A 26,808-nucleotide genomic window follows, 5' to 3' on the forward strand; every position below is an offset into this window, starting at 1 on the left:
GACCAGCATTGCAAGCTATCTCAGTAACATTATAGCAGAGCATATAGAACTTAACATTGAGGAGATAACTCAACTTTATAAAGAACGATTTTCACCACCTAAAATTTAACAACTATGACAACAACCATTTTTTATATATCAGTTAAGGCAGTATCAGCAACCTATATATTATACAAAGTATGGAATATGATTTTCAGTCAGCGAATGTATGACTTCTGGAATATGTTACACAATTGGGCTCGTATTGCCCGTATCAGATTGTGGAAGTATCGAAAGAAACGGATGGAAGAGAAAGCGAGGAAGGACAGGCGAAAAGCCAGAATGCAAAGACCTATGTTGCATAAGGTACAGCCTGAAGAGCAAGCATTTCAACCTTCATCTTATTCTGATTTGGAAGCTCAAGCAATAGTAGAGGAACTTGCCAAGAGATTTGAAGACACTTCACAAGATGAAACATTGAAGTCACCCGTAGAAGAAAAGCCCAAGCCTAAAATCAAACCTATGGTTTTTGATGATCCGAATGAGGTTATGGGTAAGTCCAATATTATCTATTATGAAGACCCTGAAGTCGCTCGCAAGACTCCGACACGTTCAATAGACCTCAAGCAGATTGAGCTACCTGTTGATGAAGATGTCAATCCGGAAGATGTTGAGGATAATTTTGTACCGCAGAAAAGATTGTCGCAAGAGGATATGAAGGAATTGATGTCTTCCGAGTCTATTCCTGATCCGGAATTTTCGGGAGCCTGTACTTTTGAAGAGTTGGGTAATGTAGCAGATGTCTTATTGAATAGGACTACAGATAAGGAAAAGATTATGGATGCCGCAGAGACCTTATATAAACTTCAAGATTCCGACATCTATCATTTTTACACTACTTCTATCAGTACGGAAAAGCAAGTGGATAGATTGCTAAAGGATAATCTTGATGGTGCAGGTCGTAGGCTGAATGGTATGCAATCAGAGCGTATTGCGGTTGATTGGAATAAATTTATGTAATAAACATTCTTTTTTTCATTGTTTATATATTTGGTTAACTGGGCTGGCACTCCGATGTGAATCGGGGTGTCAGTGTTTATATGTGTATTCAGCTACTCCAATTAACAAGTAAGGCAAGTATCGTAATGCCTCGTGCATTATGATTCTTGCCTTACTATTAGTAAATTAAATAAGATTTATTTGTTAAGTAACCACTCTGTAGCAGGAACAACATTTATGGTGTAACCATCCTCCTCAATTGTTTCTTGTTCTTCAAAGGTTACAAGCGTAAGATTATTGCACTTTAGTTTCTTGGCTGCATTCTTCAAACCTCTAATCTCTCTATTGCGTGTCTTTTCAGTAGAGATATCGTATGATACCTGTATCAACTCTTGTACATTGCCATCTTTTGCTATAACAAAATCAACTTGCGAAGATGTTTCCTTATAGTAGAAAACATCACAAAAGAGTGGCTTATAGCGACGCATCAGCTCAATGCATACTATATTCTCCAACTTCCAGCCGAGATTTTCCAATGAGAAATTATCCTCGCGTTCTGTGACAAATGCAGTATCCACTACATAAACCTTTTCGTTTCTTACACGATCTTTACTTTTATATGAGAAACGATTTACTCCTACCAATAGAAAAGCCTCTTTAAGGTAGGAATAATAGTTCTCAGCCGTATGATTTGATACTCCGAATAATTCTCCTACCGTTTTTGCGACAAATTCCTGACAATAATTATCGGCAAGATAAGCTGCGATTCTTCGTAATGCTTCCACATTGCGAACTTTGAAACGTTTTGCTATATCATTCTTGATGATGGCATCCAATAATCCGTTAATGTAACCTCTACGATTACTTTCATTGAACAATTCTGGGAATCCACCTTGTAGAAGATATTCATGTAGGGTACTTTTGCGAATACCCTTCGCTTTTGTTGATAGCGAAGTGGTATCTATATTTTTCATTGCACAATACTCGGAGTATGAGAAAGGATAGAGTTCTACCTTATTATTTCTTCCTGTCAGATGTGTACTTAATTCCTTACTGAGTAATTTAGAATTAGAACCTGTAATAAATAGATGCATTTTCTGGCGAAGCAATCGATTGACAAACAATGGCCAGCCTTCTATATTCTGTATCTCATCAAGGAACAGATATTTGAACTCTCCATAAGTCATATATAATGCTTCAAGCAAATGGTCTAAATCACTTGCCTTCATATCCTCCATTCGGTCATCATCAAAGTTTACATAGGCAAAGTCAATCCCCTTTTGCTTAAGGAACATTTCGCATAATGTTGATTTTCCACATCGTCTGACACCTATCACAACCTGAGCTCGATTGCTCTTTAAGTCAAGTTGTGATTCTTCAGGACGTAGGCACAACTCCGAGTAATCATTCGCTAGCAACTCCTCACGCTGGTCTGCTACTATTGATAGTAATGTCTGAGTATTCATAATTCATATTATTTTACTGCAAAAATAATTCTATTTCCATAAAACAGCAAATCTTTCGCAATCTATTTCCATAAATAATGCGATTTGTTTATTTCTATTTCCATAAATAGTGCAAATTATCATTTTCTATTTCCTTCACTCTTCGATTTGGTACAAATAGTGCAAATTATCATTTTCTATTTCCAATTCACTTTCGGTACAAAATCTATTTCAAATTTGGCACATCATTTATAACTCCTCACGACCTCTTTTCACCCCAAAATCCACCCTTCAAAACACCCCAACTATGACATCTGATGACACGTTATGACGTGTATAGACCGATTTGAAAATCAATGGATTAAGTGCTATATATTCGCAGTCGAAATCACTTTTTGTATAACTAAAAAACATTTCGACGTATGAAGAAAAAAGTATTATTCGCAGCAGCATTTATGCTTGCAACAGTAGGTGCTTACGCACAGGGTAACGGTATCGCAGGTATCACCGAGGCTACCAACATGGTAACATCGTATTTCGATCCCGGTACCAAGTTGATTTACGCAGTGGGAGCCGTAGTCGGTCTTATCGGCGGCGTGAAGGTCTATTCGAAGTTCTCTTCGGGCGACCCCGATACCTCGAAGACCGCAGCCTCTTGGTTCGGTGCCTGTATCTTCCTCATTGTAGCCGCCACTATTCTCCGTTCATTCTTCCTCTGATTATGGCGGTCTATCAAATCAACAAAGGGATTGGTCGTAGCCCCGAGTTCAAGGGGCTACGCAGCCAATACCTCTTCATCTTCGCCGGCGGTCTGCTCGCCATACTCATTGCCTTTATGGTGCTGTATATGGCAGGCGTGAACCAATGGATATGTATCGTACTGGGAGTCATCTCCGCTTCGGTACTTGTCTGGGCGACCTTCCACCTGAATGCCAAGTATGGCGAGTGGGGCTTGATGAAGATACAGGCTGCAAAGAACCATCCCCGCTACATCATCAACCGCAAACGATTCTTGCGATTGATTATTCCTAACCTCAAAAACAGAAAGTCATGAGAAATGTAATGAAAGCAGCTACCCTCGAAAGCAAGTTCCGATTCTTTCGGTTGAGCACGACTGCATCATCAGCAAGGATGCCGACATCACGGTCTGCTATCGTGTGGAGCTTCCCGAACTCTTCACCGTCACACAGGCGGAGTATGAGGCGATACACTCGGCATGGGTCAAGGCGGTCAAGGTCTTGCCGAACTACAGTATCGTGCATAAGCAGGACTTCTTCATTGAGGAGAGCTACACACCCGAGTTGCAGAAGGAAGATATCAGTTTCCTATCTCGTTCCTTCGAGCGACACTTCAACGAGCGTCCTTACCTGAAGCACACTTGTTATCTGTTCCTCACCAAGACCACCAAGGAGCATAGCCGCACGACCAGCAGTTTCAATGCCCTTACCCGTGGCTTCATCATCCCGAAGGAGATGCAGGACAAGGAGGCGGTAAGTCGATTCCTGGAGTGCTGCGAGCAGTTCGAGCGTATCATCAACGACAGCGGATTCATCACGCTCACCCGTCTTACGGGCGATGAGATTACAGGCACAGAGTCAAGTGCGGGCATCATCGAGAAATACTTCTCGCTCTCGCAGGAGGATACCACCTGCTTGCAGGACATCACCCTCGGAGCTGGCGAGATGAAGATTGGCGACAACTACCTCTGCCTGCATACGCTCTCCGATCCCGAAGACCTGCCGACAAGCGTGGCTACCGACAGCCGTTACGAGCGTCTCTCAACAGACCGTAGCGATTGCCGCCTCTCGTTTGCCGCACCTATCGGAGTGTTGCTCACCTGCAACCACATCGTGAACCAGTATCTCTTCATAGATGACTCTGCGGAGATGCTGCGTAAGTTCGAGCAGACAGCACGCAATATGCACTCGCTATCGCGTTACAGTCGCTCCAACCAGATTAACCGCGAGTGGATTGAGGAGTACCTGAACGAGGCACATAGCCAGGGGCTGACGGCTATCCGTGCCCATAGCCAGGGGCTGACGGCTATCCGTGCCCATTGCAATGTCTTCGCGTGGAGCGATGACAGGGAAAAACTGAAGCGTGTGAAGAACGATGTAGGCAGTCAGCTCGCCTTGATGGAGGCCAAGCCCCGACACAATACGGTGGATACACCGACACTATTCTGGGCTGCTATCCCCGGCAATGCAGGCGATTTCCCTGCCGAGGAGTCCTTCTACACCTTTATCGAGCAGGCACTATGCCTCTTCATTGAGGAGACCACAGGACAGGATTCACTCTCTCCGTTCGGTATGCGTATGGTGGACCGCTTGACGGGCAAGCCTATCCATCTGGATATTTCGGATTTGCCTATGAAGCGTGGTATCATCACCAACCGCAACAAGTTCATTCTCGGTCCTTCTGGCAGTGGAAAGTCCTTCTTCACCAACCATATGGTAAGGCAGTATTACGAGCAAGGTACGCATGTGTTGCTTGTCGATACGGGTAATTCTTATCAGGGGTTGTGTAACCTTATCAATGCACGCACGCATGGCGAGGACGGCATTTACTTCACTTATGAGGAGAGTGATCCGATAGCCTTCAATCCTTTCTATGTCGAGGATGGTGTGTTCGACATTGAGAAAAAGGAGTCCATCAAGACACTTATCCTTACGCTGTGGAAAAGGGACGATGAGCCACCGACGAGAGCCGAGGAGGTGGCACTCTCCAATGCCGTGAACCTCTTCTTGGAGCGAATACGCACCGACAAGAGCATCAAGCCCTCGTTCAACACCTTCTATGAGTTTATCCGTGACGAGTATCAGGAGATACTTAAAGAGAAGCGTACACGCGAGAAGGACTTCGATGTATGGGGATTCCTCAATGTCTTGGAGCCTTACTACAAAGGTGGCGAGTATGATTTCCTACTGAACTCCGATAAGCAGCTGGACTTGCTCAACAAGCGGTTTATCGTCTTCGAGTTGGATAACATCAAGGACAACAAGGTACTCTTCCCGATAGTGACCATCATCATTATGGAGACCTTCATCAACAAGATGCGTAGGCTGAAAGGTATCCGCAAGATGATTCTCTTGGAGGAGGCTTGGAAAGCCATCAGCAAGGAGGGCATGGCCGAGTACCTGAAGTACCTCTTCAAGACCGTGCGTAAGTTCTTCGGTGAGGCGGTTGTGGTGACGCAGGAGGTCGAGGACATTATCTCTTCCTCTATCGTCAAGGGTACCATCATCAACAACAGCGACTGCAAGATTCTTCTCGACCAGCGTAAGTATGTAAACAAGTTCGATGAGATACAGGCTTTGCTCGGTCTCACCGACAAGGAGCGTGCACAGATTCTCTCCATCAACCTCTCCAATGCTCCCGGCAGGAAGTACAAGGAGGTGTGGATAGGTCTTGGCGGAGCACAGTCGGCAGTCTATGCCACGGAGGTATCCCCCGAAGAGTATTACTGCTACACTACCGAGGAGACCGAGAAGCTGGAGTTGCAGCGACTCACCGAGAAGTTGGACGGCAATATCGAACTCGCCATCAAGCAGCTTGCCGAGAGCAAGCGAAGTAAGTAACCCATTTATTCACCCTTTAATTCGTAACAGTATGAGATTGAAAATTTTTATGCTCTGTCTGGTGGCTCTCTTTGTCAGCCAGACATCGAGGGCACAGTGGGTGGTGACAGACCCAGGTAACCTCGCACAAGGCATCATCAATGCCACGAAGAACATCGTACATACATCATCTACGGCAAGTACGATGATTCAGAACTTCCAGGAGACAGTAAAGATCTACAAGCAGGGAAAGGAGTACTACGATGCTCTGAAGAAGGTGAAGAACCTTGTCCGCGATGCACGCAAGGTACAGCAGACCATCCTGCTTGTGGGCGACATTACCGACATCTATGTAAACAGCTTTGAGCGTATGCTGAACGACCCCTATTTTACGGTGGAGGAACTCAGTGCCATAGCTTTGGGATATACGAAACTGCTCGAAGAGAGTGCCCACCTCTTAAATGACCTTAAATCGGTGGTCAATGAGAACGGGCTCTCGATGAGCGACAAGGACCGTATGGATATCATCGACAAGTGTTACAGCGAGATGCTCCAATACCGTGGACTTGTGCAGTACTACACCAACAAGAACATCGGGGTATCCTACCTAAGAGCGAAGAAACAGAACGATGTTGACCGTGTGATGTCCCTCTACGGCTCGCCGAGTGAACGCTATTGGTAAACCTGAAACCCTACGACTATGGTACTATTAGCAGTAAACTTTGACAATCTGCATCAGATACTCCAGAATCTGTATGTGGATATGATGCCCCTCTGTTCGCAGATGACGGGTGTCGCCAAAGGACTTGCCGGATTGGGTGCTCTCTTCTATGTCGCCTATCGTGTCTGGCAGTCGTTGGCAAGAGCCGAGCCTATAGATGTCTTTCCGCTCCTGCGTCCCTTTGCTCTCGGATTGTGTATCATGTTCTTTCCGACCTTGGTGTTGGGTACGCTCAACAGCGTAATGTCGCCCATCGTGACGGGAACGCACAGAATCCTTGAAACGCAGACCTTCGATATGAACGAGTATCGTAGGCAGAAGGATAAGCTGGAATTTGAGGCGATGAAACGCAATCCCGAAACGGCCTACCTCGTGGATAAGGAGTCCTTTGACAACAAGCTCGATGAGCTGGGAGCGTTGGATGCGATTGAGGCTTGCGGAATGTATGTGGATCGCGCGATGTACAATATGAAAAAGGCTGTTCAGAACTTCTTCCGCGAACTGTTGGAGCTGATGTTCAATGCCGCAGCACTTGTCATAGACACGCTGAGAACATTCTTCCTCATCGTCCTCTCGATACTCGGACCCATATCCTTTGCGATAGCCTGTTGGGACGGCTTCCACGCCTCGCTCACGCAGTGGTTTGTCCGATACATAAGCATCTATCTGTGGCTGCCCGTGAGCGACCTTTTCAGTAGCGTGCTTGCACGCATACAGGTACTGATGCTACAGAAGGACATCGAGCAGTTGTCCGATCCCAACTTCATCCCCGACGGGTCGAATGCGGTCTATATCACCTTCCTCATTATCGGCATCATCGGGTATTTCACCATTCCGACAGTGGCCAACTGGATAATCCAGGCTGGCGGCGGTGCAGGTAACTACGGCAGAAATGTAGCCCAGACAGCGAGCCGCACGGGATCGATAGCAGCAGGTGCGACAGGTGCCGCAATCGGCAACATCGCAGGAAGATTACTTAAACGATAACCTATTAAACAGTATTCAAATGGAATTCAAATCACTTAAAAACATCGAGACCGGCTTCAGGCAGATACGCTTCTTCGGCATTGCCTACCTCTTTGTCTGTGCTTCGCTTGTGGGCTTCTCGCTTTGGAAGGCATACAGCTTTGCCGAGGCGCAACGACAGAAGATATATGTCCTTGACGAGGGCAAGTCGCTGATGCTGGCTCTCTCGCAGGACTTGGAGCAGAACCGTCCTGTGGAGGCAAGGGAGCATGTGAAGCGTTTCCACGAACTCTTCTTCACGCTTGCACCCGACAAGAGTGCCATCGAGGGTAATATCCAGAGGGCAATGTTTCTGAGCGACCGCTCGGCATATGAGCACTACAGCGACCTTGCGGAGCAGGGGTATTACAACCGTATCATCTCAGGCAATGTAACCCAGCGTATCGAGGTAGATAGCATAAGCTGCAACTTCAACCACTATCCCTACGAGGTGGTGACATACGCAAGACTATCCATCATCCGCGAGAAGAGTATCACCGAGCGTAGCCTAGTGACCAAAGGGCGACTTCTCAACTCCACACGCAGTGACAACAACCCTCACGGATTCATCTTCGAGGCGTTCCGTGTGGTGGAGAACAAGGACCTGAGAGTCTATGACAGATAACCCAATTATTCACCAATAACATTTACAGCGATGAAAAAGTACATTCAAAAAATCAAGGATTCAATCAACAAGTCTTGGAACAACAAGACATCGAAGACCAAACGCCTTATCATCTACGGCCTCCTGCTGGCATATTCGGGATTTGCCCTCTATGTAATCTTTATGCCTGCTCCCGATTACGGGTATGAGGAGTATGTCAGAAGTGAGCCGCCTGCCACCAATCTGATTATCGAGGAGGAGGTAACTCCTGCCGACAGCCTCTCGGATGAGAAGATACGGGAGATGGAAGAGTTCTTTAACCAATTTAATTCAGAGAGCTATGAGTAACGATGCTAACGCTCTAAAAAGAAAGGAGCAAATCAAGAAGATTCTTGTGTATGGCGGAATGGTTATGCTATGTCTTGTGTCATTCTACTTCATCTTCAAACCATCAAAGGAGCAGGTACAGGCGGAACAGCAGAAGGTAGGCTTCAACGCCGAACTTCCCGACCCGCGAGGTGCAGGCATCGAGGCGGACAAGATTGCTGCATACGAGTTGGAGGATATGCGTGTCAAGCAGGAGCAGAAGATGCGTACCCTTGAGGACTTTACGGCAATGACCACCGATGACGAGGAGGAAGAGGTGGTCGAGATACCCGAAGAGCCGAGATACACAGGCGGTGGCTCGTCCTATCGAAGTGGTAGTAGCAGTCGCAGTAACTCGTTCTCATCTTCCACATCTGCCTACAATGACATTAACGCCACACTCGGCAGTTTCTACGAAGAGCCGCGTGAAGATCCCGAAAAGGAGGCTCTGAAAGCGGAGCTTGAAGAGTTGAAGCAGTCAATGGCACAACAGCAGAACAGCCAGCCGACATATGCCGATCAGGTGGCACTCTTGGAGAAGTCATACGAGCTTGCAGCGAAGTATATGCCAAGCAATACAGCCGCCACCTCCGAGGGCGCAGCCGAGGAGGTGGAGAGCACCACACGAAGCGGCAAGGCGAAGGCACAGCCCGTAGGTCATGTAACGACTCCCGTAGTGTCGGCACTCGCTCAGCCTGTGAGTGACTCGGCGATGATAGCAAGGCTGTCGCAATCCGCAGGCGGAGGTTTTCATACCGCCGTGGGTGAAGCACCTGCCGAGACTTCACGAAACACCATCAAGGCGTGCGTGCATGGCGACCAGACCATCACAAGCGGTCAGAGTGTGCGACTGCGACTCTTGGAGGCAATGCGTGTCGGGAAGTATGTACTGCCACGAAACACCCTCATCACGGGTGAAGGCAGCATCAAAGGCGAAAGGCTCGACATAGAGATTCTTCAGGTGGAGCATAACGGAACAATCATTCCCGTAGAACTTACCGTCCACGACAATGACGGACAGGCGGGAATCTTCATACCCGGCTCCATGGAGGCAAGTGCGGCAAAGGAGATGGCAGCAAATCTGGGACAGAACCTCGGAACAAGCATATCCATCACCAACCAGTCTGCCGGAGACCAACTGCTATCCGAAGTAGGTCGTGGTGCCATACAGGGCGTGTCGCAGTATATCTCCAAGAAGATGCGTGAAGAGAAGGTACACCTCAAATCAGGATATACCCTGATGCTTTATCAAAACAATCAATAACCCATTAAAACATTAAAGACATGAAAAAGATTTTTGTAATGCTTGCCCTCACGATGGGCGTTGTAAGTGCCAATGCACAGTCGGTTGATTCAACCGCAGTAACTAACACGGTAGCCGGTGATGTTACCCTCACTACGGACATCTATCCACAGCAGGAGGATGGTGACATCTATCACGGTTTGACAAAAAAACTGACCTTTGACCGTATGATTCCGCCTTACGGCTTGGAGGTGACATACGACAAGACTACTCACATCATCTTTCCTGCAGCAGTACGCTATGTCGATCTTGGCTCGCCTAACCTTATCGCTGGCAAGGCCGACGGCTCGGAGAATGTGATTCGTGTGAAGGCTACGGTAAAGAACTTCCGCGATGAGACCAATATGTCGGTGATTACTGAGAGTGGCAGTTTCTACACCTTCAATGTGAAGTACTCGGATGAGCCTCTGCTCCTGAATATCGAGATGAAGGACTTTATTCACGATGGCAGTGAGGTGAACCGTCCCAACAATGCTCTCGACATCTATTTGCAAGAGCTTGGCAGTGAGTCGCCTAAGTTGGTACATCTTATCAGCAAGGCTATCCACAAGGACAACAAACGCCACATCAAGCACATCGGCAGCAAGGCTTTCGGCATCCAGTATCTGTTGCGTGGACTCTACACCCACAATGGTTTGCTCTACTTCCATACGCAGGTGAAGAATACATCGAATGTGCCTTACGAGGTGGACTTTGTGACCTTCAAAATTGTGGATAAGCAGGTGATGAAGCGTACAGCCATTCAGGAGCAGGTCATCTTTCCTCTGCGTGCATACGACTATGCCACAACCGTTGCGGGCAACAAGGATGAGCGTACCGTATTTGTCTTCGACAAGTTCACCATCCCTGCCGACAAGGTGCTTGTGGTGGAGATGCACGAGAAGAGCGGTGGCAGACACCAGACCTTCACCGTTGAGAGTGAGGACATTGTAAGAGCAAAGGTAATCAACGAACTTAAAGTGAAGTAACCATGAAAAAGTATCTGTTTCTACTTGTTGCAGTCGTATCGCTTGCCCTGTCATCAGGGCAGGCATACGCCCAGCGTTATCTCCCGAAGATGAAGGGTGTGGAACTCAGAGGCGGCTTTGTAAACGGCTCAAAATCTCCGCTAAACTACTACACGGGAATAGCGATGTCGGGATATACCAAGAAGGCTAACCGCTGGGTGGTGGGTGCAGAATATCTGCTCAAAAACTACGACTATCGGGGTACATCCATTCCTCGCGCCCAGTTCACAGCCGAGGGCGGTTACTACCTGAAGTTCCTGTCCGATCCTACAAAGACCTTCTTCCTCTCTATCGGTGGCTCTGCTTTGGCAGGCTACGAAACGGTGAATTGGGGCGACAGACTACTACACGACGGCTCTACGCTGCTTGCCAAGGATGCCTTTATCTATGGCGGTGCCATCACCCTTGAATTGGAGAGTTATATAACAGACCGTATTGTACTGCTTGCCAATGTGCGTGAGCGTGTCCTCTGGGGAGGCTCACTCGGCAAGTTCAGCACTCAGTTCGGCTTAGGTGTCAAGTTTATTATCAATTAAAATTAAAAACGTTATGAAAAAGTTATTTTCCTATATGATGGTTTGCGGTGCCATGATGACCGCAGTATTGGGCTTCACATCTTGCGAGGATGACCTCGATGTTCAGCAAACCTATCCTTTTACGGTTGAGACAATGCCTGTACCCAAGCGATTGGTGCAGGGCGAGACAGCGGAGATACGCTGCGAGATTGTGCGTGAGGGGTGTTTCTCAGATACTCGCTACACGATTCGTTACTTTCAGCCCGATGGCGAGGGAACATTGAGAATGGATGATGGTATGGTATTACTCCCGAATGACCGCTATCCGCTTGACAGAGATGTGTTCCGTCTGTACTATACCTCGGAGTGTGAGGACCAGCAGACGATAGATGTCTATTTCGAGGATAACCATGACCAGGTGTATCAACTTACATTCACTTTCAACAACGAGGCGAAGGAGGAAGAGGATACCACAGAGGGTAACACTATTACTCCCATAGGAACTATCGTCTCTCCAATCAACATCAATCCTTAACCAACGGTGGCAGGCACTCGCTTGTCGGGTGTCTGCCGCCATAACCAATCACTAAAAGAGAATCTATGAGAATAAAGTTGATGATTATATGTCTGACCCTGCTTTGCGGATATGCCAAGGCACAGACACGAGGTGGCGACTCTTCGCCACCACTACCCAAGGAGGTTTCAGCGGAACTGTTCGACAAGGCGGTAGGACTCATCAAGGAGTTTGAGGGGTGGCACGACCACACCAAGCACCCGTACATCGGTTACGGTCATAAACTGCTTCCACACGAAAACCTGACAGCCGATATTACCGAAGCACAGGCCGATTCGTTGCTCAGAGCCGACCTATTGGAGCGATACAAGTATTTCCGACAGTATGGGAAAGATGCTCTTTTGTTATCCGAAATTTCGGATAAGAGCAATTATCCAAACCAAAATATTATCCCAACTTGACTTTTTATTGTATTGAATATCAGTAAATTGTTATATTTTAGTAGCAGATAATAAAGAGTGATTGTTCCATTATTCAAGAACAGTCACTCATTTATTACTAAGTATTATCTCAATCCAAGAACTGTTGCTAATGAATCTTTATTTCTGATTTTCTTATATTTCTTTTCAACGCCTAAAGTCAGATTGTCTTCCATAGAGCATAAAGCTTGTACCATTTGTTCTGATGAAACTCCTACGTATTTCATTGTCGTTTCGATGCTCTCATGCCCCAATAGTTTTTGTATCTGCGCCAAGTTTACACCGTCTTCCAACCAATGGGTAGCCCGTGCATGCCGAAAACTATGGCAATGAAAATCCGCAGGAATTTCAAGTAGCCCCTGAGACGCAATTCTAACATACATTTTCAACCGCTTGCTAATCGCTTCTGAAGTGATTTTTTTGTTTGCATGGCCATATATGGGGAAAAATACAAAATCAGAAGGTAACGGATTGGCCGGATGGAACAACTTCACATAATGTTTCAGTATTTTTACCATGCTGTTCAACAAATAAATGGTACGTTGTTTATTCCCTTTACCCAAAACAAGAATGTAACTTTTCGTTTCATCCAGGTGCAGTGCCGACAGCCTTAATGATAATATTTCATCTATTCTTGTTCCGGTACTATATAAAAGATTGAACAAGGCAAAATCCCTCTTACCTATCAATGTCCGTGTATTGATGCTTGCAAAAATCCGTTTGATTGTATCTTTTGTGATTACTTCCACTTGTTTTTTAGGTTGCTGCATTCTTTTTATTTCAGCGGCATCACAATCATATTTTATGAATTGGATTTTCTTGTGCGCAAGGAAACGGAGGAAATTTTTCAATATGGAGAGACGATGATTGCATGTTTGCGGGCTGCATTTTCTTACTTCTTTCAGCCATGCAATCCATTCTTCAATCCAGTCCTTACGGAAGCATTCCCCACAAATGGTATTTGATGTGACTCCCTTCGAGGATTCAAGGAAATCTATATAGATTCCCATTCCCTCTCCGTATGATTTTAAAGCGTTATGGCTCAGATTCCTTATACACGGAAGATAAACCGTATGCCACTCATGGATGGCATCGGCGATAATTGAATGTTCTGCTTTAGTCTTCATATTCAAAATAGTCGTTTAAATCAGGTAAAAGTTCTTCATACCCACCTCCTGTCAGATTTTCCAACTGGTGTGCAAACAGCGGTACAAGCCTGTAATAATATAATGTGTTTTGAATGTAACGGTGTCCCATGGAACGGCTGAGATATAAGAGTTTGTCCATCCATTCAATGCCGCAGTGATCCCAACCGTTTATGTTCACGACCGCATAGTGACTGCGAAAATCATATGCTCTTGCGTGTGCCGTACTGACTTTCTTCCATACTTTCTTAAAACTTGCCGTTACCCATTCTCCGGAATATGGTTTGTCGTACTCGTTAGGAAAGAATATCTTTCTTCCGGGCATGAGATTTTCCATTTTGACATTATACATCTGCAATAGCGACCACATGGATTCGTGCAAGGCAGCCCGATGTTCATCTATGCTCTTTGTGTATCTTATATTTATAACACCGGATTGCAAGTCCACGTCTTCTACTCTGAGCAGACGGGCTTCTGTTGTACGCATCCCTGTACTGTACAAAAGTCGGAAAAAGACCGGAACTTCCACTTTCATAAGCGCAGCCCTCATGTCACGGCAATTTATTGGAGGTTCGAGATTGTCCGCTTCATTAAAGAATCTTGCAAGCTCTTCTGGAGTAAACGGATGTGGTTCGAATGATGTGACATTGACTCTTGGAATGGTGGATGGAAGAGGAATATTTACGAAACCACGGCTATTCGCATATTTCAGAAATCCTCTGACACCTACAATTCTGTTATTGCATGACTTTGCGGATTCCGTTTTTTTCTTCTTGCAATAATCAAGGACAATTTCTTCTGTAAGAGCTTCGGCTGACGGATAATTTTGGGCGCAGAAGTCATTGAAACGGCGAATCTTGTCCATTGTCCGCCTACTGAATTTTCCAGAGGCTCTTTTGTAAAGTTCATATTTCTTGACTATATGGGATATTGCGGAATAAGAGTATGGCTGTTCTGAAACAAGAGTACGCTTTGGCTTAGGTGTGTATTTTATGTCCGGAGGATATGATGGCAATTTGAACGGTGCCCCATATTTCGACCGGATATAACGGATGAAGCGCCTCAAAATAATGCATCGGTTACGGTTTGTATAATAGCTTTCCTTATCTGTCCTTGATGCCCATCCGGAGATAATATCATCCGACAGCACTCCGCCATGATTCATACAGTACTTGGCGAAAGAGTTCAGGTATATGCGGGTTATATAGTCACATTTTCCGATACCAGAGATGAAATTGACATATTCAGACATCAAATCTGCAAATTGGGGTAGATGTGAATCTGTTTTCATTCGAACAACTCCTTTCTTATTGGATAACATTCAATATTGATTCCGCATTCTCTCAGATGAGGGATGTCAGCATCTATATATGGGACTATAGATGAAGAACAGATATGTCCTAAAATATGGCTGATGACCCTAATCTCGGTACCTTTACCAAGTAATTTAGAGGCGAGGTTGTGCCGAAATACGCTGACTCCACGCCCGGATTCACCTTTTCTAAGGTTTAGTTTCTCAAAGACTGTATTGACAATGGTGCCGATACTTTTGTTCTCCAACCTTTCTGTCGCATTCTTCTTGTTGGGAAACAGATACACGGATCCGGCCTCATTGTCCCGTTCATTACGTATGTAATCAAACAATGAGTTTCCAACATGAGGAAGAAGGGGCAACACTATCGGATTACCAGTCTTTTCCTGGACGAAGCTGACTCGTTCCTTCTTCCAATCTATGTCTGTCAATTTCAAGTTGGCAATGTCGCATCCTCTTATGCCAGTATATAAGGCCAATGAAACTATAGCTTTTTCCCTGAAAGTCAAAATATTGTTAGAGTCTGACAAAGCATTTTTTATCACATTGATTTCATCATCCTTAAGATAGTTGAAGTTTTTCCTTTCATATTTCAAATCAGGGAAATAACCTAATACTTTTTTCATGTCGTATAAATCCCCCAACTCTTTAAGGGCTGACGCTATGTGACCGCAATATGTCCTTGAACGCTTTTGCTGTTCTTCTTTAAGGAAAAAGGACAAAACATGTTCTTCTTTGATTTCATCCAATGAAGAGACGTGGAACTTTTGCATCTCAAAAAGGAACATTGTAACGGCATCGGTTTCCATTTTTACTGTGGACTTCTTTTTATGTTCTGCGGCACGTTTCCGGTAAATGTCTATAACTTTCTGAAAACTGGGGTTAAGCATATTATACCTGGAAGGATAGCATAACGGAACAAAGGACTTCTTGTCCGGGTAGTGCCCAAATTCATCATATGCTTGGATAGTACGTAAATGCATCATCCTAAGATCCAATGTCGCTTTTGTATATCCCCTTGTACGGATAAACTTTTCTGCAAATTGTTCATACGAATGAAAACATCCTTCATGTTCAAAAAGAAGTCTTAAAACAAATTTTACTCCTTTGATGTACTGAATGTCATAACCACGGGAAACGAGGTTGTCCAGTAACTTCTTCTGGCTTAATTTTAACTGTGCTATATTCATATTCTTCCTATTGGCTTTAGTGCCATTAGCAAAGATATAGGAATGTATTATCCAAACCTATTCATCCTATAACAGAATGATTTACAGAATAAAAAACTGTATTTTTAGGATAATGCTGGGGTTTGGATAACTGCTATTATCCGAAATTTCGGATAAGAGCAACGAATCATGTAATAACCCACATAGAGCACCTGATTGAGGATGCCGGAAATGAGATAGAAAGAATAGCCGATGAAGAAAAGAATATTGATAGTAGAGGATAATATAACCCTTTCGCAGATAGTAAAAGACTGGCTGGAGCGTGAAGGATATGCTGTGGCGACTGCAATAGACGAACCTTATGCCCGTAAGTTATTACGTAAGGAATCGTTCGATCTGATACTCTCAGATGTGCGTTTGCCACAAGGTGACGGTATATCACTTCTTGAATGGATCAATAAGGAGAAGATGGATATCCCATTTGTGATAATGACCGAGTATGCATCGGTAACGGATGCAGTCAAGGCAATCAAGATGGGTGCAAAGGACTATCTTGCCAAGCCGGTATTCCACGAGCAGTTGGTGGAAATGGTCAAGGAACTATTGAAACCCGTATCAACTGTTCGCAGTAAGGAGAAGGAACTCTTCAAGCGTACAAGCCCCAAGGCTATGGAAGCTATGAATATGGCGGAGTTGGTTGCACCATCTGATATATCCGTACTTATTCTCGGAGCCAATGGCACAGGTAAAGAGTCCGTTGCCCGAAGCATTCACTTCCATAGCAACCGCAAGGATAAGCCTTTTGTTGCGGTGAACTGCGGTGCCATACCTCATGAGCTGGCTGCTTCTACATTTTTCGGGCACGCAAAAGGTGCGTTCACAGGTGCTGATGCCGACAAGGGTGGTTGTTTTGAAGCCGCCAATGGCGGTACGCTCTTTCTTGATGAGATAGGAACATTGCCATACGATATGCAGTCCTCATTGCTGCGAGTGTTACAAGAGGGAACATTTATGCCAGTTGGCTCAAGTATGGAGCGTGTGGCGGATGTCCGTATCGTGGCAGCGACTAATGAAGATATTGGGAAGGCTATTGCCGAGGGGCGTTTCCGTGAGGACTTGTACCATCGTCTGGGTGAATTTGAGATACGACAACCCTCACTTGCCGAGTGTCCCGAAGATATTTTGCCGCTTGCCAACTTCTTCCGCGAGAAATTCTCAAAAGAACTGCACCGTGAGAGAACAGGCTTTACCGCTGAAGCGGAACGGTTATTGCTCTCACACTCCTGGTCAGGCAATATAAGGGAGTTGCAGAACAAGATTAGGCGTGCGGTATTGATGGCCAAAGATACGCTCATTGACTTTGCAGATTTGAACATTGCACAGGCAAAGCCAATAGATATTCCGGAGGCTCCGCTGTTACCTTTGAAGGATGATGAGATGGAAAAGCAGAGCATCATCAGAGCCTTGCAGTCGTGTGGTGGTGTTAAGACAAAAGCGGCTCAAATGCTCAATGTAGACTCATCTACACTATACCGCAAGATGAAAAAGTATGGTATAAAATGATGATTGTGGGGGCAATATGAACCGCATATCGGCAAAAAGTTGTATCTTTGAGCCGTAAAATTGAAATATCGCGGCGGAACATTCGTTGTTCCTGTCCGTTTATATAGACATAAGTTCGCAAGAATCCCGAACAGAAATCTGGCAGTTGAAGTTAAGGAGAGTATTGCGTATGCTTATGCTATGCCCATGGCATAGCGTGGTGTTACGTACTCTCCTTAGGCCCATGCCAGAGCCTCTGTTCGGATGCGTGATGACCACGCTTCTTTTTTGGACGGAGGTAACGATATGGCAAAGATTCAGATCATAACAGCAGTGACAATGGACGGCTTTCTTCCGAAAGCTGACGAGAACTTAATGCAGTGGGTAATGAATGATGCCAAAGGCTTTCCATATTGGCACGAGCATAGCATATACCGCCTTATGCCTCACTATCCGTTGCTTGACCTGCTTGCCGAGAAACACTCCGACAACAACCAATCCGATACATACATAGCTGAAATATCCGACAAGGATAGCATAGAGCTTCTGCGTGGACTCTCACGCTACAACCTCATTGACGAGATGGTTGTATATATCCTGCCCATCATTGCATGTAAGGGAACTCCCGTATTCGATGACCTTACCCCAAGTCGTTGGAGCGTTCATAAAACCACCTCATTCTCCAACGGGATAACACGCATCATCTATCGCAACTCTTGCATTTTGCAATAGCAGATTGCGAAAAAGTGTTGCATTTTGCAATACTCTAAAAATCCCCAAATTTTACGCTGAAAATTTTTATTTCACTGATACACAATGATGTATCGGTGTCTTTTCGTGTCATTCCATGTCATTGGCACGCGGGATGCCATTTAATAAGTATAACCTGTTGCGCAACACGGTGTAGTAACCCGATTATTCACACTTAAACAGATTATACGATGTTACAGATAAATAGTGAAACCGCCCACAAGATGTTCATCCAACTGATGGAACGCTTCGATAAGATTGAGAAGATGCTGGAGCGACAGAACAAAATGAAGGAGTGTCTCGATGGCGACACGCTGCTGGATAACTACGACCTGAGCAAACTGCTTGGCGTGACTCACCGTACCCTTGCTCGCTACCGCCAGAAGAAACTTATCCGCTACTATATGATAGACGGACGCACATACTACAAGGCTTCCGAGGTCAAGGACTTCTTCGAGCAGAAGGGCTTGCCACTTCCGGCAAGTATGAGAAATAATCCCAATGTCTAACCTCATAACAAGTATGGAATATGGAAATCGTATGTATAGATAAGAAGGCATTTGATGAGATATGCAGCCATTTCAGCGAGTTTGAGGATAGAGTGAACAGATTGTGTGCTACCCGTAAGGATCTTGGACTCAAGAACTGGATGGATAACCAGGATGTGTGCCAGATACTTCGCATCTCGAAGCGAACACTGCAAGTGTACCGAGAGAAGGGCTTGATACCGTTTGCACGCATCAAGCACAAGATATTCTACAAACCCGAGGATATTCAGAGATTTATTGACAGTACTTATCACCCCATTAATAAGAAGAGATTATGAGCAACTTTTTTATAGACAAGACCGATCCGCATATCGCAGAGATTCTTGAGCGTCTAAGACGAGTAAACAAGATTCTCCACAAGACGGAGACTCTGGTACAACCTACATTGAACAATGAGAGATTCCTTACTGATGAAGAGTTATCCAAGATACTCAGAGTGAGCCGCCGCACATTGCAGGAGTACCGTTCGGCTGGTGCAATACCTTACTACCTTGTTCAGGGCAAGGCTCTTTACAAGGAGTCAGAGATTGAAAAGATTCTCAATGATTCCCATAAACGCTGCGTAGAGGAACAGCGATGGGTATGACCCTAAACAATAGCAACGACCCCAATTGAGGCCGTTGCTATTGTTTTTATACTGTTGTCCGCTTCCATTTGATACATCTCTCAAACTTCAGACCCTCATCTGCGAGTTCTATCTTCTTGTCTGCTGTAACCTCACGCAAGCGTTTCATATCCTCATCAACCTTCTTGTCCGTTACATGGGCATAAATCTGTGTGGTGGTGATGGAGGTATGTCCCATCATCTTACTTACCGTCTCAATAGGTACGCCCAGCGATAAAGTCATGTGAGTTCCGAAATTATGACGAGCTTTGTGGAAGGTCAGATGGAATCCGTACTCTTCACCTAATTCTCCTGTCAATTTAATGAGATATTCACGGCAATAGAGGTTGAAGACTTTATCTCCCTGTCGCTCATGCTTGTACTTTTCGATAATCCGAAGTGGTATATCTAACAGACGAATAGATGATGGTGTGTCAGTCTTCTTACGCTTGATGTGTATCCACCAGCTGCCATCTTCTGCCTGTGTTATATCGTTCACGGATAACCGTCTTAAATCAGCGTATGCCAATCCTGTAAAGGTGGAGAAGATAAACCAATCGCGTACCCGTTGCAATTGGGGCTTATCCACAGGCGTTGACATCAAGGTTTTGAGGTCTTCCAACTTCATATGTCGGCTCTTGCGTTTAGGCAACGGTGGATGCAGACGGCAGTAAGGATCTCTACGCAAAGTGCCCTGACTGACGGCTCGCATTGTCATCTTTTTCAGTCTATATAAGTGTTCGTGTACCGTCTTGGGACTTAGACGGCAATCGCTTTGTAGGAATATCTCAAAATCGTCATAGAACACCTTGTCAAGGCTTCGCAATGTGACATCTTCCACACCCCGTTTCTCCTGAATAAACGCTGCAAGGTGCTTGTATGAGCGTTGGTAACAGTCGTATGTCTCCTTGATTCTATCCACACCAATACGCTTCTTGAACTCCTCGTTATGTTCTCGGAAGAGGGCAAGCAATGTTACTGGCTTCTGACCGATACCCTTGACTGCGTTCTTGACAAGTTCTGCGGTAACAAAGCCTAAACTCTTCTTGATATGATTATAGTGTTCGGTTATCCCCTTGGTAAGTTCGTCAATGGCTCTGTTTACCGTTACGGCATTTTCGCTACGACCATCGGCACGACCCTTGTCGGGATTCCAGATGGCTGGATTCACTGATACTTTCGTACCGATTTGTTCCCATTCAGCATCAATGCTTACTTTACACAATAGTTGGCACATACCATCCTTGCGTACTTTCGTGCGGTTGATGTAGAACAATATGGCAAAGGTGCTGCGACGCTTCGTGTTCTGGTTATCTGTATTCTTGTCTGTTTTCATATATAGTCGTTTTAATGGTTGTCAAATGGCGATTGTAAAGCGTTCACTAATCTTGTTGTCTAATCTCTTGGTATCAGCATTTATCTTGTCATCGGTAACTTTCGCATATATCTGAGTAGTATCCACCCGTGTATGTCCCAGCATTTTGCTGACCGTTTCCAATGGTACACCGTGCGAGAGGGTGATCTCCGTTGCGTATGTATGCCGAGCACTGTGAAAGACGATTCTACGGTTGATACCGCATTTGGCAGCAATTGTCTTCAGGTATTTGTTCACATCGGAATTGCAATACATTGGCAACAGCTTTCCGTTAGGCTCTACATCGCGATACTTATTAAGTATATGTAAGGGAACCTCAAGGAGCGGAACCTCATACTCCACCTTGGTCTTTTTACGGGAAGTTCGTATCCATAGCGTGCCGTTCTCATCCGTAACCAAATCTTCTTTGGTCAGCAAACACATATCTCCATAAGATATTCCGGTGTAGCAAGAGAAGAGGAACAGGTCACGAATGATATAGAGTCTTGCATTATGCAATGGTGTTGTCATCATCAGTTCCAGTTCCTCTGCCGTGAGATACTTCTGTTCACGCTGTGGGCGTTCTGGTTCATAACCCCAGAATGGATTGAAGGTAAGAATACCATCTGCTACGGCTTCATTGATAATGGTTCTGAAAGAGGTTGTAAGATGGACTATCGTACCAAGAGCCAAATGGCAGTCGGTTCGTAAGTGAAGATCATATTTCTCGATAAACGAACGATCCAATGCCGTAAAGGGTATATCGGTCAATTTGTATTTCTCATTGAGGAATTTCTCTACATGCATATAGGCGTACTTGTAAGCACGAAGAGAACCTGCGACACGGTTCACACCTACACGCTTCTCGAAGTTCTTGATGAAGGCGCGGAAATAACTCATCAAGGTCTGCTGCCCCGAAGCCATACCCAAAAGCAGGTACTTGACATCTTCGGCAGTTACTCCTTCTCGTATTGCCGATTGTTCTTGATAGATATGTAGAGCCGAGGCTCTGATCTCGTCTAATTGACGGTTGATTTCGCGTGCTGCGACACTCTTACCAGTAGCACGACCTGAGTGCCACATCGTATGTGGCACAGACATCTTAACGCTGAATGCCGCTTCTGAATACTTGCCGACATTCAGTCTTGCCATTACGGGGCAGTTCCCTTTGGCATCTGCTTCGCTCTTTTTGAGGTAGAACGACACCTTTACATCTGCTTGATTCATAACTCATTTCTTTGGTTGCAAAAATAAATTTTACAGAGTTAATGAATGGCATGTAGAACATAGCGAAACAAGGCAACAAGTACTTGACAATTAATCTCATTCCCGTATTTTTCTTCCAACGAGAAAAAATGATTACCTTTGTTAGTGCAATGATAGAAAAACAAGCGTTCTTTGTGGCTGTTGTAGGGTATGTGCAAGAGATTAAAGATGCTGTTTCTACCAACTTTCCCTTCCATAAAAAGGCAACGGATAGGTAGCAATTCTTTCTCTAATACCCACCATATACGGCTCCTTCTGCCGAAATTAACAATATGGTGAGGTAACACAAAAATGGTATATGTACCAACCACTTATCAAATTTCACCCTCATCCTGCCATTTTTACGCAAGTTCTTCGTATCTTTGCGGCACCATTTCCCCGCCACAATTGAGGGATAACATGAAGGATTCTCATTTTTAATTTTCTCTTTCTAGTTTAGCATACAAATCCATATAGCACTTCACGATAACAGGTAATTTAAATCGCTCAATATTTTCAAGTCCTCTCTTGATGAGATCATCACGATAATGATGATTTTTAATAAGTTTCATGACTCCATTCCTTATACTCTCTATACTATATGGATCCACCAACAAAGCAGCATCACCTGCTATTTCTTTCATAGGTTCCAAATCAGAAGTTAGCACTACTCTTCCTACGGCTTGTCCTTCTATAATTGGCATACCAAATCCTTCATATAAAGTAGGAAAAGAAACTATGTCACAATTTATATACTCCTCCAATATCTCTTGATCCGATAAATCACTTTTATAAATATAATTAACAGAATAAAGCCGAAGCATATCATCTATGTCTTTTCTATATTTTCCTACAATATGCAATTCACAATTAATACCTTTTAATGCAGGTATCAATCGTTCCAGATTTTTATTTTCAGCAGTTCCTATATGTAGAATAATCGGACAATCCTCATTAAACAGCTTGAATTTATAGTTATACTTTGTATCCAATGGATTATATATGACATGTATCTTATCTTTAAAACGAGGAAAATATGCGACAAGCTTCTTTCTCACATCATTTGATATACAAGTTACATAAGACGCTTTTCTCATAGGAAGATAAAACCAAAGCCATTTAAATACCTGTTTTTTAATTCCATGTTCAAAATCAAGGAATCGTGTGTCATGAATAGTCAACACTACTTTTCCTCTACATAAAAGGATTACATAATGCGCATCTCCCGTCAAATGAGTGATTCCATTACATAATCTTCTCGCATAGAGAAGATTTCGCACTAAATTGTGAAGTCGGACTTTAGCATAGGGTAAAAATACATCCCTAACTAAAACATTCTCCTTACACAAACCGGCTTCCACCGTATTGAACACATGCTCTATACTATAATTTAAGCCCGGTTTTCTATAAATATAAAATATACTTTTCATCAGAAACAAAATTGATAAGGAATAAACGGATTATATCTCCCTATAGAATAATAGTCTATACTTCTATAAAGTGACCAAACGAAGTAAACAAGAGCCATAATCATCATTAATTGCTTTACGCCTTTCCCTTTATACCCATGAATCACATAAGAAACAATAAATATTTCATAGATTGTAAAATAGTTAATACCTCTTGATACGATTATCTGAAAATCAGTTCCATTAAATAGCGTATAAATAAGTAATGATAAAAAATACAGATTAAAGGCAAGTGTCAATATACTCTTTTTCTCTTTTTTCAATAGAGGATATGCGATAAACAACCAAAGTGATTTCCGTGCGATTCCAAACAAAGAAGAATTTACACCAGTAGATTCTTTTTCCGCATACTCCATTAATCGAGTCTCCCCATCCCCTAACACATAGAGAACGACTCCTCCAAAAAGCTTATCGATCACACCAAATACGGATAGTCCAATACAAACTATTAATAAAAGAACATAATATTTTGTCTTCAATTTACGATTCAAAAAGTAGGCAACAGAGAAAATCAATATTGACAGATGGAATGGACATGCCAATAATATGGATAAGAGAAAAAAGAGCCATTGACGGTTCAAAACAAACCGGATACTATAAATACTGATAGCCAACGAGATCAATTGACGATTCATCCCCAATGCGGGCAATAATGTGCAATAAAGACAAAAAAGGGTAAGTAAGGGATCTGGCGAATATTTCCTTATAGTGGGAAAGATTAATCCCCACACGATCACCGCTTCACAAAGCAAGAAGACATTATAATCTATCGTAAGTCCTCTTATCAGCTGATTGAACAAAACATATCCCGGCTCGAACTGTTCCCATTCATCCCATAAGCAATTTAAAAAGAATCGATAATAGTTTACCCAATCCGTTCCGGTGTCCCAACGAAGGCCATCATGTAATACAAACAGAAAAAAAATGAATGTAAATAAAATATATCCAATCTTACTATTTGCCTTAAAATCCAGCCAAGAGCAACTATAAAGGAACAGTACCATAAATATATAAACAGCCATACTTGTCAAATTTTAGCTGCCTCATCCAATACATATTTAACCAGACTATCATAACTATAATGTTCCACAAAATGATTGTATATTAAGTTAGACAAGTCATATCTCTCTTGAGGATGATCCAAGTAGTAGTTTATCTTCTCCACCGCATCGTTAATTGTCCTAAATGATACAAGTTCCGGATCTACCGGTAAAAGATCTTTCAATATAGGACGATAATCACACAGTTGAAAAGCTCCGGATCCATTAATCTCGAAGAACTTGTTATTCACAGATTCGATCTCTGCGTAATGCAAATTATTAAATACGATCTTAGCTCCATATAATATACGGGCCTTTTCCTCTCCTACTATATATTTCCCTTGGAAACAATCATCTAGTTCTGAAGAAAAGTAGGCTCCTTTATTCCCAAACAAAGACAAGTGTATTCCTCGCATTTTCATAAGAGCAAGCATTCTAGTCCGATATGGGTACATATTGCCAAACGCCAGTACATCTATATTCTCTTCCCGTTCGCATGTCGATTTATCTCGTTTAGGTCGTTTATGGATACGTGTATTAAATGCCTCATTATACAACCTAACATTCAAGTTCATATTATCACGCATGAATCTCATCATATAAGGATCTTTGATAAAATAGAGGTCATAAGATTCAACAAATAATTGCTGACGTTCAAAGGTTGTTAATGCATCTGGATTTATGTGAATAATATGGATTCCCTTAGCCTTTATTCCACGCACTAACTCCGGATGGATAAACCGGTAACCCCCTATCACTAGATCCGGATCACGACGAAGAACGCTATCAAGTACTCTATTAAACACACTCCGATCATAAGTTTCCGAGTATCTTCTGGCTAATGTATCCAATGTACGAAACCACTTATTACCACTGACAGAAGAAGAGTAAATATCCACGATCGAACACGAATGTCCCTGTTGATTGAATGTATCATTCAAATTATATTCCAAAGAATCGAAGGATTTCGATCCTATAATTGCAATTCTCATATATTTTCTTGTAAATGTTTATTCAATGTATCTTTCGCATTCATTATCCAAGCGTTCATCTCTTTATCTACAGGTATATAATTGATATCATTCTCCAGAACTCCGATATTCCCTTTCCATATCCTATCTGTCAAATGAAGCTTTTTCAACAAAGAGCAAATGCGATCATTACCATGTTTGGCACCTCTTATTAAAGGAATAAACAAAAACTTTTTCTTAAATATCAAGGCGAACATACAACCATGAAAAGAATTAGTGATTATATATTCAGCCTGACTTACACATCCTATCCATTCTTCGATTGTTGGATACAGTTTAGGCCATTTATCGCGCCTCCCCTGGGAGGCGCGATAAATGATTTTCAAATTCCGGGTTTCGGCAAACTCCTTAATCGCACGGAATGGAACGGAGGTAGGATGCCCCATCAAATACATGAACACATAGGGATTTTTTCGTGGAGAACAAGATGACAAATCCATATAATCCTTAGCAGATAATAAACTAGTAGGATCGGGAAACCACCGTGCATCCCGAAAACCTAATTGCCGACATATATCCCTGCCACTCTCTTCCCTTGTTGATATTAAATCAAATTTATCTAAATAAGGCTTTATCTTTTCCAAATAGGAATCACTCACTTTCCCTGAGCCAAAAGATGGGGCATATGCGATCCTTTTTATTTGATCACCTCCAAATCCCAAGAAAAAAGCTTTATAACGGTTTGCATTCGCACCCCAAATCATATCACTTCCACAAATATAGATATCAGCTTTAGGAGGATCATCCCGTAAATCCGCATATGAATGATATAATCGACTCCACTGAAAATGCTGCTCCTTGAATCGGCGAAATTCACAATCATGAGCAGACAAATCCGCTTGAATGATTCTCTCTTTATAAAGCTGCCTTAAATAGGTTAAGAGCTTTAATGGATTTACTAACAAATTTTTCAATCGTTCTCTAAGGGATCTATCTAAAGAGTTATCACCATACCCATCATACTTAATTACAAAAACATCATGTCCTTGCGTCTTCAAGTATGTATATAAAGCATAGAGTTGAAGAATTTGTCCATAATTTTCCAAAGAAGTCCAATAAGTTAATATTCCAATTCTCATAATATATCAAATTTATTTTACTATTC

The 26,808-nt window shown here is 43.5% G+C and carries 27 protein-coding genes and 2 pseudogenes; 19 read left to right on the forward strand and 10 right to left on the reverse strand.

Translation table 11 applies throughout. From position 1 onward, the window contains the following. Both ACYIA1_RS20475 and ACYIA1_RS20480 read left to right on the forward strand, forming a co-directional pair. Positions 1–109, forward strand: a pseudogene (locus tag ACYIA1_RS20475) (DUF3408 domain-containing protein); the annotation flags it as partial. 5 nt (positions 110–114) lie between these two features. Then, positions 115–999, forward strand: coding sequence for a DUF4122 family protein (locus ACYIA1_RS20480; RefSeq protein WP_342975027.1), 885 nt, complete (start codon positions 115–117; stop codon positions 997–999). Positions 1,000–1,175: 176 nt separating this feature from the next. Here ACYIA1_RS20480 and ACYIA1_RS20485 read toward each other — a convergent pair whose 3' ends face one another. Then, on the reverse strand, positions 1,176–2,444 hold the full coding sequence (locus ACYIA1_RS20485; protein ID WP_342975026.1) for an ATP-binding protein: 1,269 nt from the start codon (positions 2,442–2,444) through the stop codon (positions 1,176–1,178). A 401-nt stretch (positions 2,445–2,845) separates the two neighbouring features. Between ACYIA1_RS20485 and ACYIA1_RS20490 the strand changes: the two genes are divergently transcribed. The 12 genes and pseudogenes from ACYIA1_RS20490 (at position 2,846) to ACYIA1_RS20545 (ending at position 12,476) form a co-directional block, all read left to right on the forward strand. After that, the gene (locus ACYIA1_RS20490; RefSeq protein WP_005794045.1) at positions 2,846–3,142 is read left to right on the forward strand and encodes a DUF4134 domain-containing protein; all 297 of its coding nucleotides are present in this window, start codon (positions 2,846–2,848) and stop codon (positions 3,140–3,142) included. Between the two features lie 2 nt (positions 3,143–3,144). After that, the gene (locus ACYIA1_RS20495; protein ID WP_342975044.1) at positions 3,145–3,477 is read left to right on the forward strand and encodes a DUF4133 domain-containing protein; all 333 of its coding nucleotides are present in this window, start codon (positions 3,145–3,147) and stop codon (positions 3,475–3,477) included. Further along, a pseudogene (locus ACYIA1_RS20500) lies at positions 3,474–6,001 on the forward strand (TraG family conjugative transposon ATPase). Before ACYIA1_RS20495 ends, ACYIA1_RS20500 begins: the two are co-directional and overlap by 4 nt. 31 nt (positions 6,002–6,032) lie before the next feature. Continuing rightward, positions 6,033–6,662: a DUF4141 domain-containing protein gene (locus ACYIA1_RS20505; protein ID WP_025018902.1), complete on the forward strand. Its 630-nt coding sequence runs from the start codon at positions 6,033–6,035 to the stop codon at positions 6,660–6,662. Between the two features lie 18 nt (positions 6,663–6,680). After that, a complete protein-coding gene (gene traJ / locus ACYIA1_RS20510) occupies positions 6,681–7,688 on the forward strand; it encodes a conjugative transposon protein TraJ (RefSeq protein ID WP_258328226.1) in 1,008 nt (335 codons plus the stop codon). A gap of 19 nt (positions 7,689–7,707) precedes the next feature. Then, positions 7,708–8,331 (forward strand): conjugative transposon protein TraK, encoded by a 624-nt coding sequence (gene traK / locus ACYIA1_RS20515; protein ID WP_007664650.1) that lies wholly within the window; start codon positions 7,708–7,710, stop codon positions 8,329–8,331. 30 nt (positions 8,332–8,361) lie between these two features. Next, entirely contained in the window at positions 8,362–8,658 is a 297-nt protein-coding gene (locus tag ACYIA1_RS20520) for a hypothetical protein (RefSeq protein WP_195358111.1), read from the forward strand. Beyond that, positions 8,651–9,940 (forward strand): conjugative transposon protein TraM, encoded by a 1,290-nt coding sequence (traM, locus tag ACYIA1_RS20525; RefSeq protein WP_195358109.1) that lies wholly within the window; start codon positions 8,651–8,653, stop codon positions 9,938–9,940. The genes ACYIA1_RS20520 and traM overlap by 8 nt, the downstream gene beginning before the upstream one ends. Positions 9,941–9,960: 20 nt before the next feature. Beyond that, positions 9,961–10,947, forward strand: a complete 987-nt coding sequence (gene traN, locus ACYIA1_RS20530) for a conjugative transposon protein TraN (RefSeq protein ID WP_057327270.1) — start codon at positions 9,961–9,963, stop codon at positions 10,945–10,947. Positions 10,948–10,949: 2 nt separating this feature from the next. Continuing rightward, a complete protein-coding gene (locus ACYIA1_RS20535) occupies positions 10,950–11,522 on the forward strand; it encodes a conjugal transfer protein TraO (RefSeq protein ID WP_195358107.1) in 573 nt (190 codons plus the stop codon). A 13-nt stretch (positions 11,523–11,535) separates the two neighbouring features. Further along, positions 11,536–12,036: a DUF3872 domain-containing protein gene (locus ACYIA1_RS20540; protein ID WP_480334901.1), complete on the forward strand. Its 501-nt coding sequence runs from the start codon at positions 11,536–11,538 to the stop codon at positions 12,034–12,036. A 65-nt stretch (positions 12,037–12,101) separates the two neighbouring features. Beyond that, positions 12,102–12,476: a lysozyme family protein gene (locus ACYIA1_RS20545; RefSeq protein WP_480334903.1), complete on the forward strand. Its 375-nt coding sequence runs from the start codon at positions 12,102–12,104 to the stop codon at positions 12,474–12,476. A 104-nt stretch (positions 12,477–12,580) separates the two neighbouring features. On the opposite strand, the gene ACYIA1_RS20550 is transcribed toward ACYIA1_RS20545, so the two are convergent. The 3 genes from ACYIA1_RS20550 to ACYIA1_RS20560 form a co-directional block, all read right to left on the reverse strand. Next, positions 12,581–13,621: a tyrosine-type recombinase/integrase gene (locus ACYIA1_RS20550; RefSeq protein ID WP_117852433.1), complete on the reverse strand. Its 1,041-nt coding sequence runs from the start codon at positions 13,619–13,621 to the stop codon at positions 12,581–12,583. After that, positions 13,611–14,504 carry a tyrosine-type recombinase/integrase gene (locus ACYIA1_RS20555; RefSeq protein WP_480334873.1) on the reverse strand — a complete coding sequence of 298 codons (894 nt, stop codon included), beginning with the start codon at positions 14,502–14,504 and terminating at the stop codon, positions 13,611–13,613. The genes ACYIA1_RS20550 and ACYIA1_RS20555 overlap by 11 nt, the downstream gene beginning before the upstream one ends. A 422-nt stretch (positions 14,505–14,926) precedes the next feature. Further along, the gene (locus tag ACYIA1_RS20560; RefSeq protein WP_117991734.1) at positions 14,927–16,141 is read right to left on the reverse strand and encodes a tyrosine-type recombinase/integrase; all 1,215 of its coding nucleotides are present in this window, start codon (positions 16,139–16,141) and stop codon (positions 14,927–14,929) included. Positions 16,142–16,372: 231 nt separating this feature from the next. Between ACYIA1_RS20560 and ACYIA1_RS20565 the strand changes: the two genes are divergently transcribed. From ACYIA1_RS20565 to ACYIA1_RS20585, 5 genes are all read left to right on the forward strand, one after another. Then, positions 16,373–17,683, forward strand: coding sequence for a sigma-54-dependent transcriptional regulator (locus tag ACYIA1_RS20565; RefSeq protein ID WP_480336330.1), 1,311 nt, complete (start codon positions 16,373–16,375; stop codon positions 17,681–17,683). Positions 17,684–17,968: 285 nt separating this feature from the next. Beyond that, the gene (locus ACYIA1_RS20570) at positions 17,969–18,394 is read left to right on the forward strand and encodes a dihydrofolate reductase family protein (protein WP_480336331.1); all 426 of its coding nucleotides are present in this window, start codon (positions 17,969–17,971) and stop codon (positions 18,392–18,394) included. 209 nt (positions 18,395–18,603) lie between these two features. Next, on the forward strand, positions 18,604–18,921 hold the full coding sequence (locus ACYIA1_RS20575; protein WP_237040378.1) for a helix-turn-helix domain-containing protein: 318 nt from the start codon (positions 18,604–18,606) through the stop codon (positions 18,919–18,921). Positions 18,922–18,941: 20 nt separating this feature from the next. Then, positions 18,942–19,238, forward strand: coding sequence for a helix-turn-helix domain-containing protein (locus ACYIA1_RS20580; protein WP_480336332.1), 297 nt, complete (start codon positions 18,942–18,944; stop codon positions 19,236–19,238). Continuing rightward, complete coding sequence (locus ACYIA1_RS20585; protein ID WP_177467140.1) at positions 19,235–19,546, forward strand: helix-turn-helix domain-containing protein; 312 nt, start codon at positions 19,235–19,237, stop codon at positions 19,544–19,546. Before ACYIA1_RS20580 ends, ACYIA1_RS20585 begins: the two co-directional genes overlap by 4 nt. Positions 19,547–19,592: 46 nt before the next feature. Here the strand turns inward: ACYIA1_RS20585 and ACYIA1_RS20590 are convergent, their stop codons facing one another. The 6 genes from ACYIA1_RS20590 to ACYIA1_RS20615 all read right to left on the reverse strand — a co-directional run bounded on the left by ACYIA1_RS20590 (position 19,593) and on the right by ACYIA1_RS20615 (position 26,782). Beyond that, the gene (locus ACYIA1_RS20590) at positions 19,593–20,900 is read right to left on the reverse strand and encodes a site-specific integrase (protein WP_480336333.1); all 1,308 of its coding nucleotides are present in this window, start codon (positions 20,898–20,900) and stop codon (positions 19,593–19,595) included. Positions 20,901–20,921: 21 nt separating this feature from the next. After that, positions 20,922–22,145: a site-specific integrase gene (locus tag ACYIA1_RS20595; RefSeq protein WP_480336334.1), complete on the reverse strand. Its 1,224-nt coding sequence runs from the start codon at positions 22,143–22,145 to the stop codon at positions 20,922–20,924. Positions 22,146–22,600: 455 nt separating this feature from the next. Continuing rightward, complete coding sequence (locus ACYIA1_RS20600; protein WP_480336335.1) at positions 22,601–23,593, reverse strand: glycosyltransferase family 4 protein; 993 nt, start codon at positions 23,591–23,593, stop codon at positions 22,601–22,603. After that, a complete protein-coding gene (locus ACYIA1_RS20605; protein ID WP_480336336.1) occupies positions 23,593–24,654 on the reverse strand; it encodes an EpsG family protein in 1,062 nt (353 codons plus the stop codon). The genes ACYIA1_RS20600 and ACYIA1_RS20605 overlap by 1 nt, the downstream gene beginning before the upstream one ends. Before the next feature lie 5 nt (positions 24,655–24,659). After that, the gene (locus ACYIA1_RS20610) at positions 24,660–25,664 is read right to left on the reverse strand and encodes a CgeB family protein (RefSeq protein WP_480336337.1); all 1,005 of its coding nucleotides are present in this window, start codon (positions 25,662–25,664) and stop codon (positions 24,660–24,662) included. Beyond that, positions 25,661–26,782: a polysaccharide pyruvyl transferase family protein gene (locus ACYIA1_RS20615; protein ID WP_480336338.1), complete on the reverse strand. Its 1,122-nt coding sequence runs from the start codon at positions 26,780–26,782 to the stop codon at positions 25,661–25,663. The genes ACYIA1_RS20610 and ACYIA1_RS20615 overlap by 4 nt, the downstream gene beginning before the upstream one ends. Between the last annotated feature and the right edge of the window lie 26 nt (positions 26,783–26,808).

The sequence above is a fragment of the Parabacteroides sp. KHUB-02 genome (genome assembly GCF_056640955.1).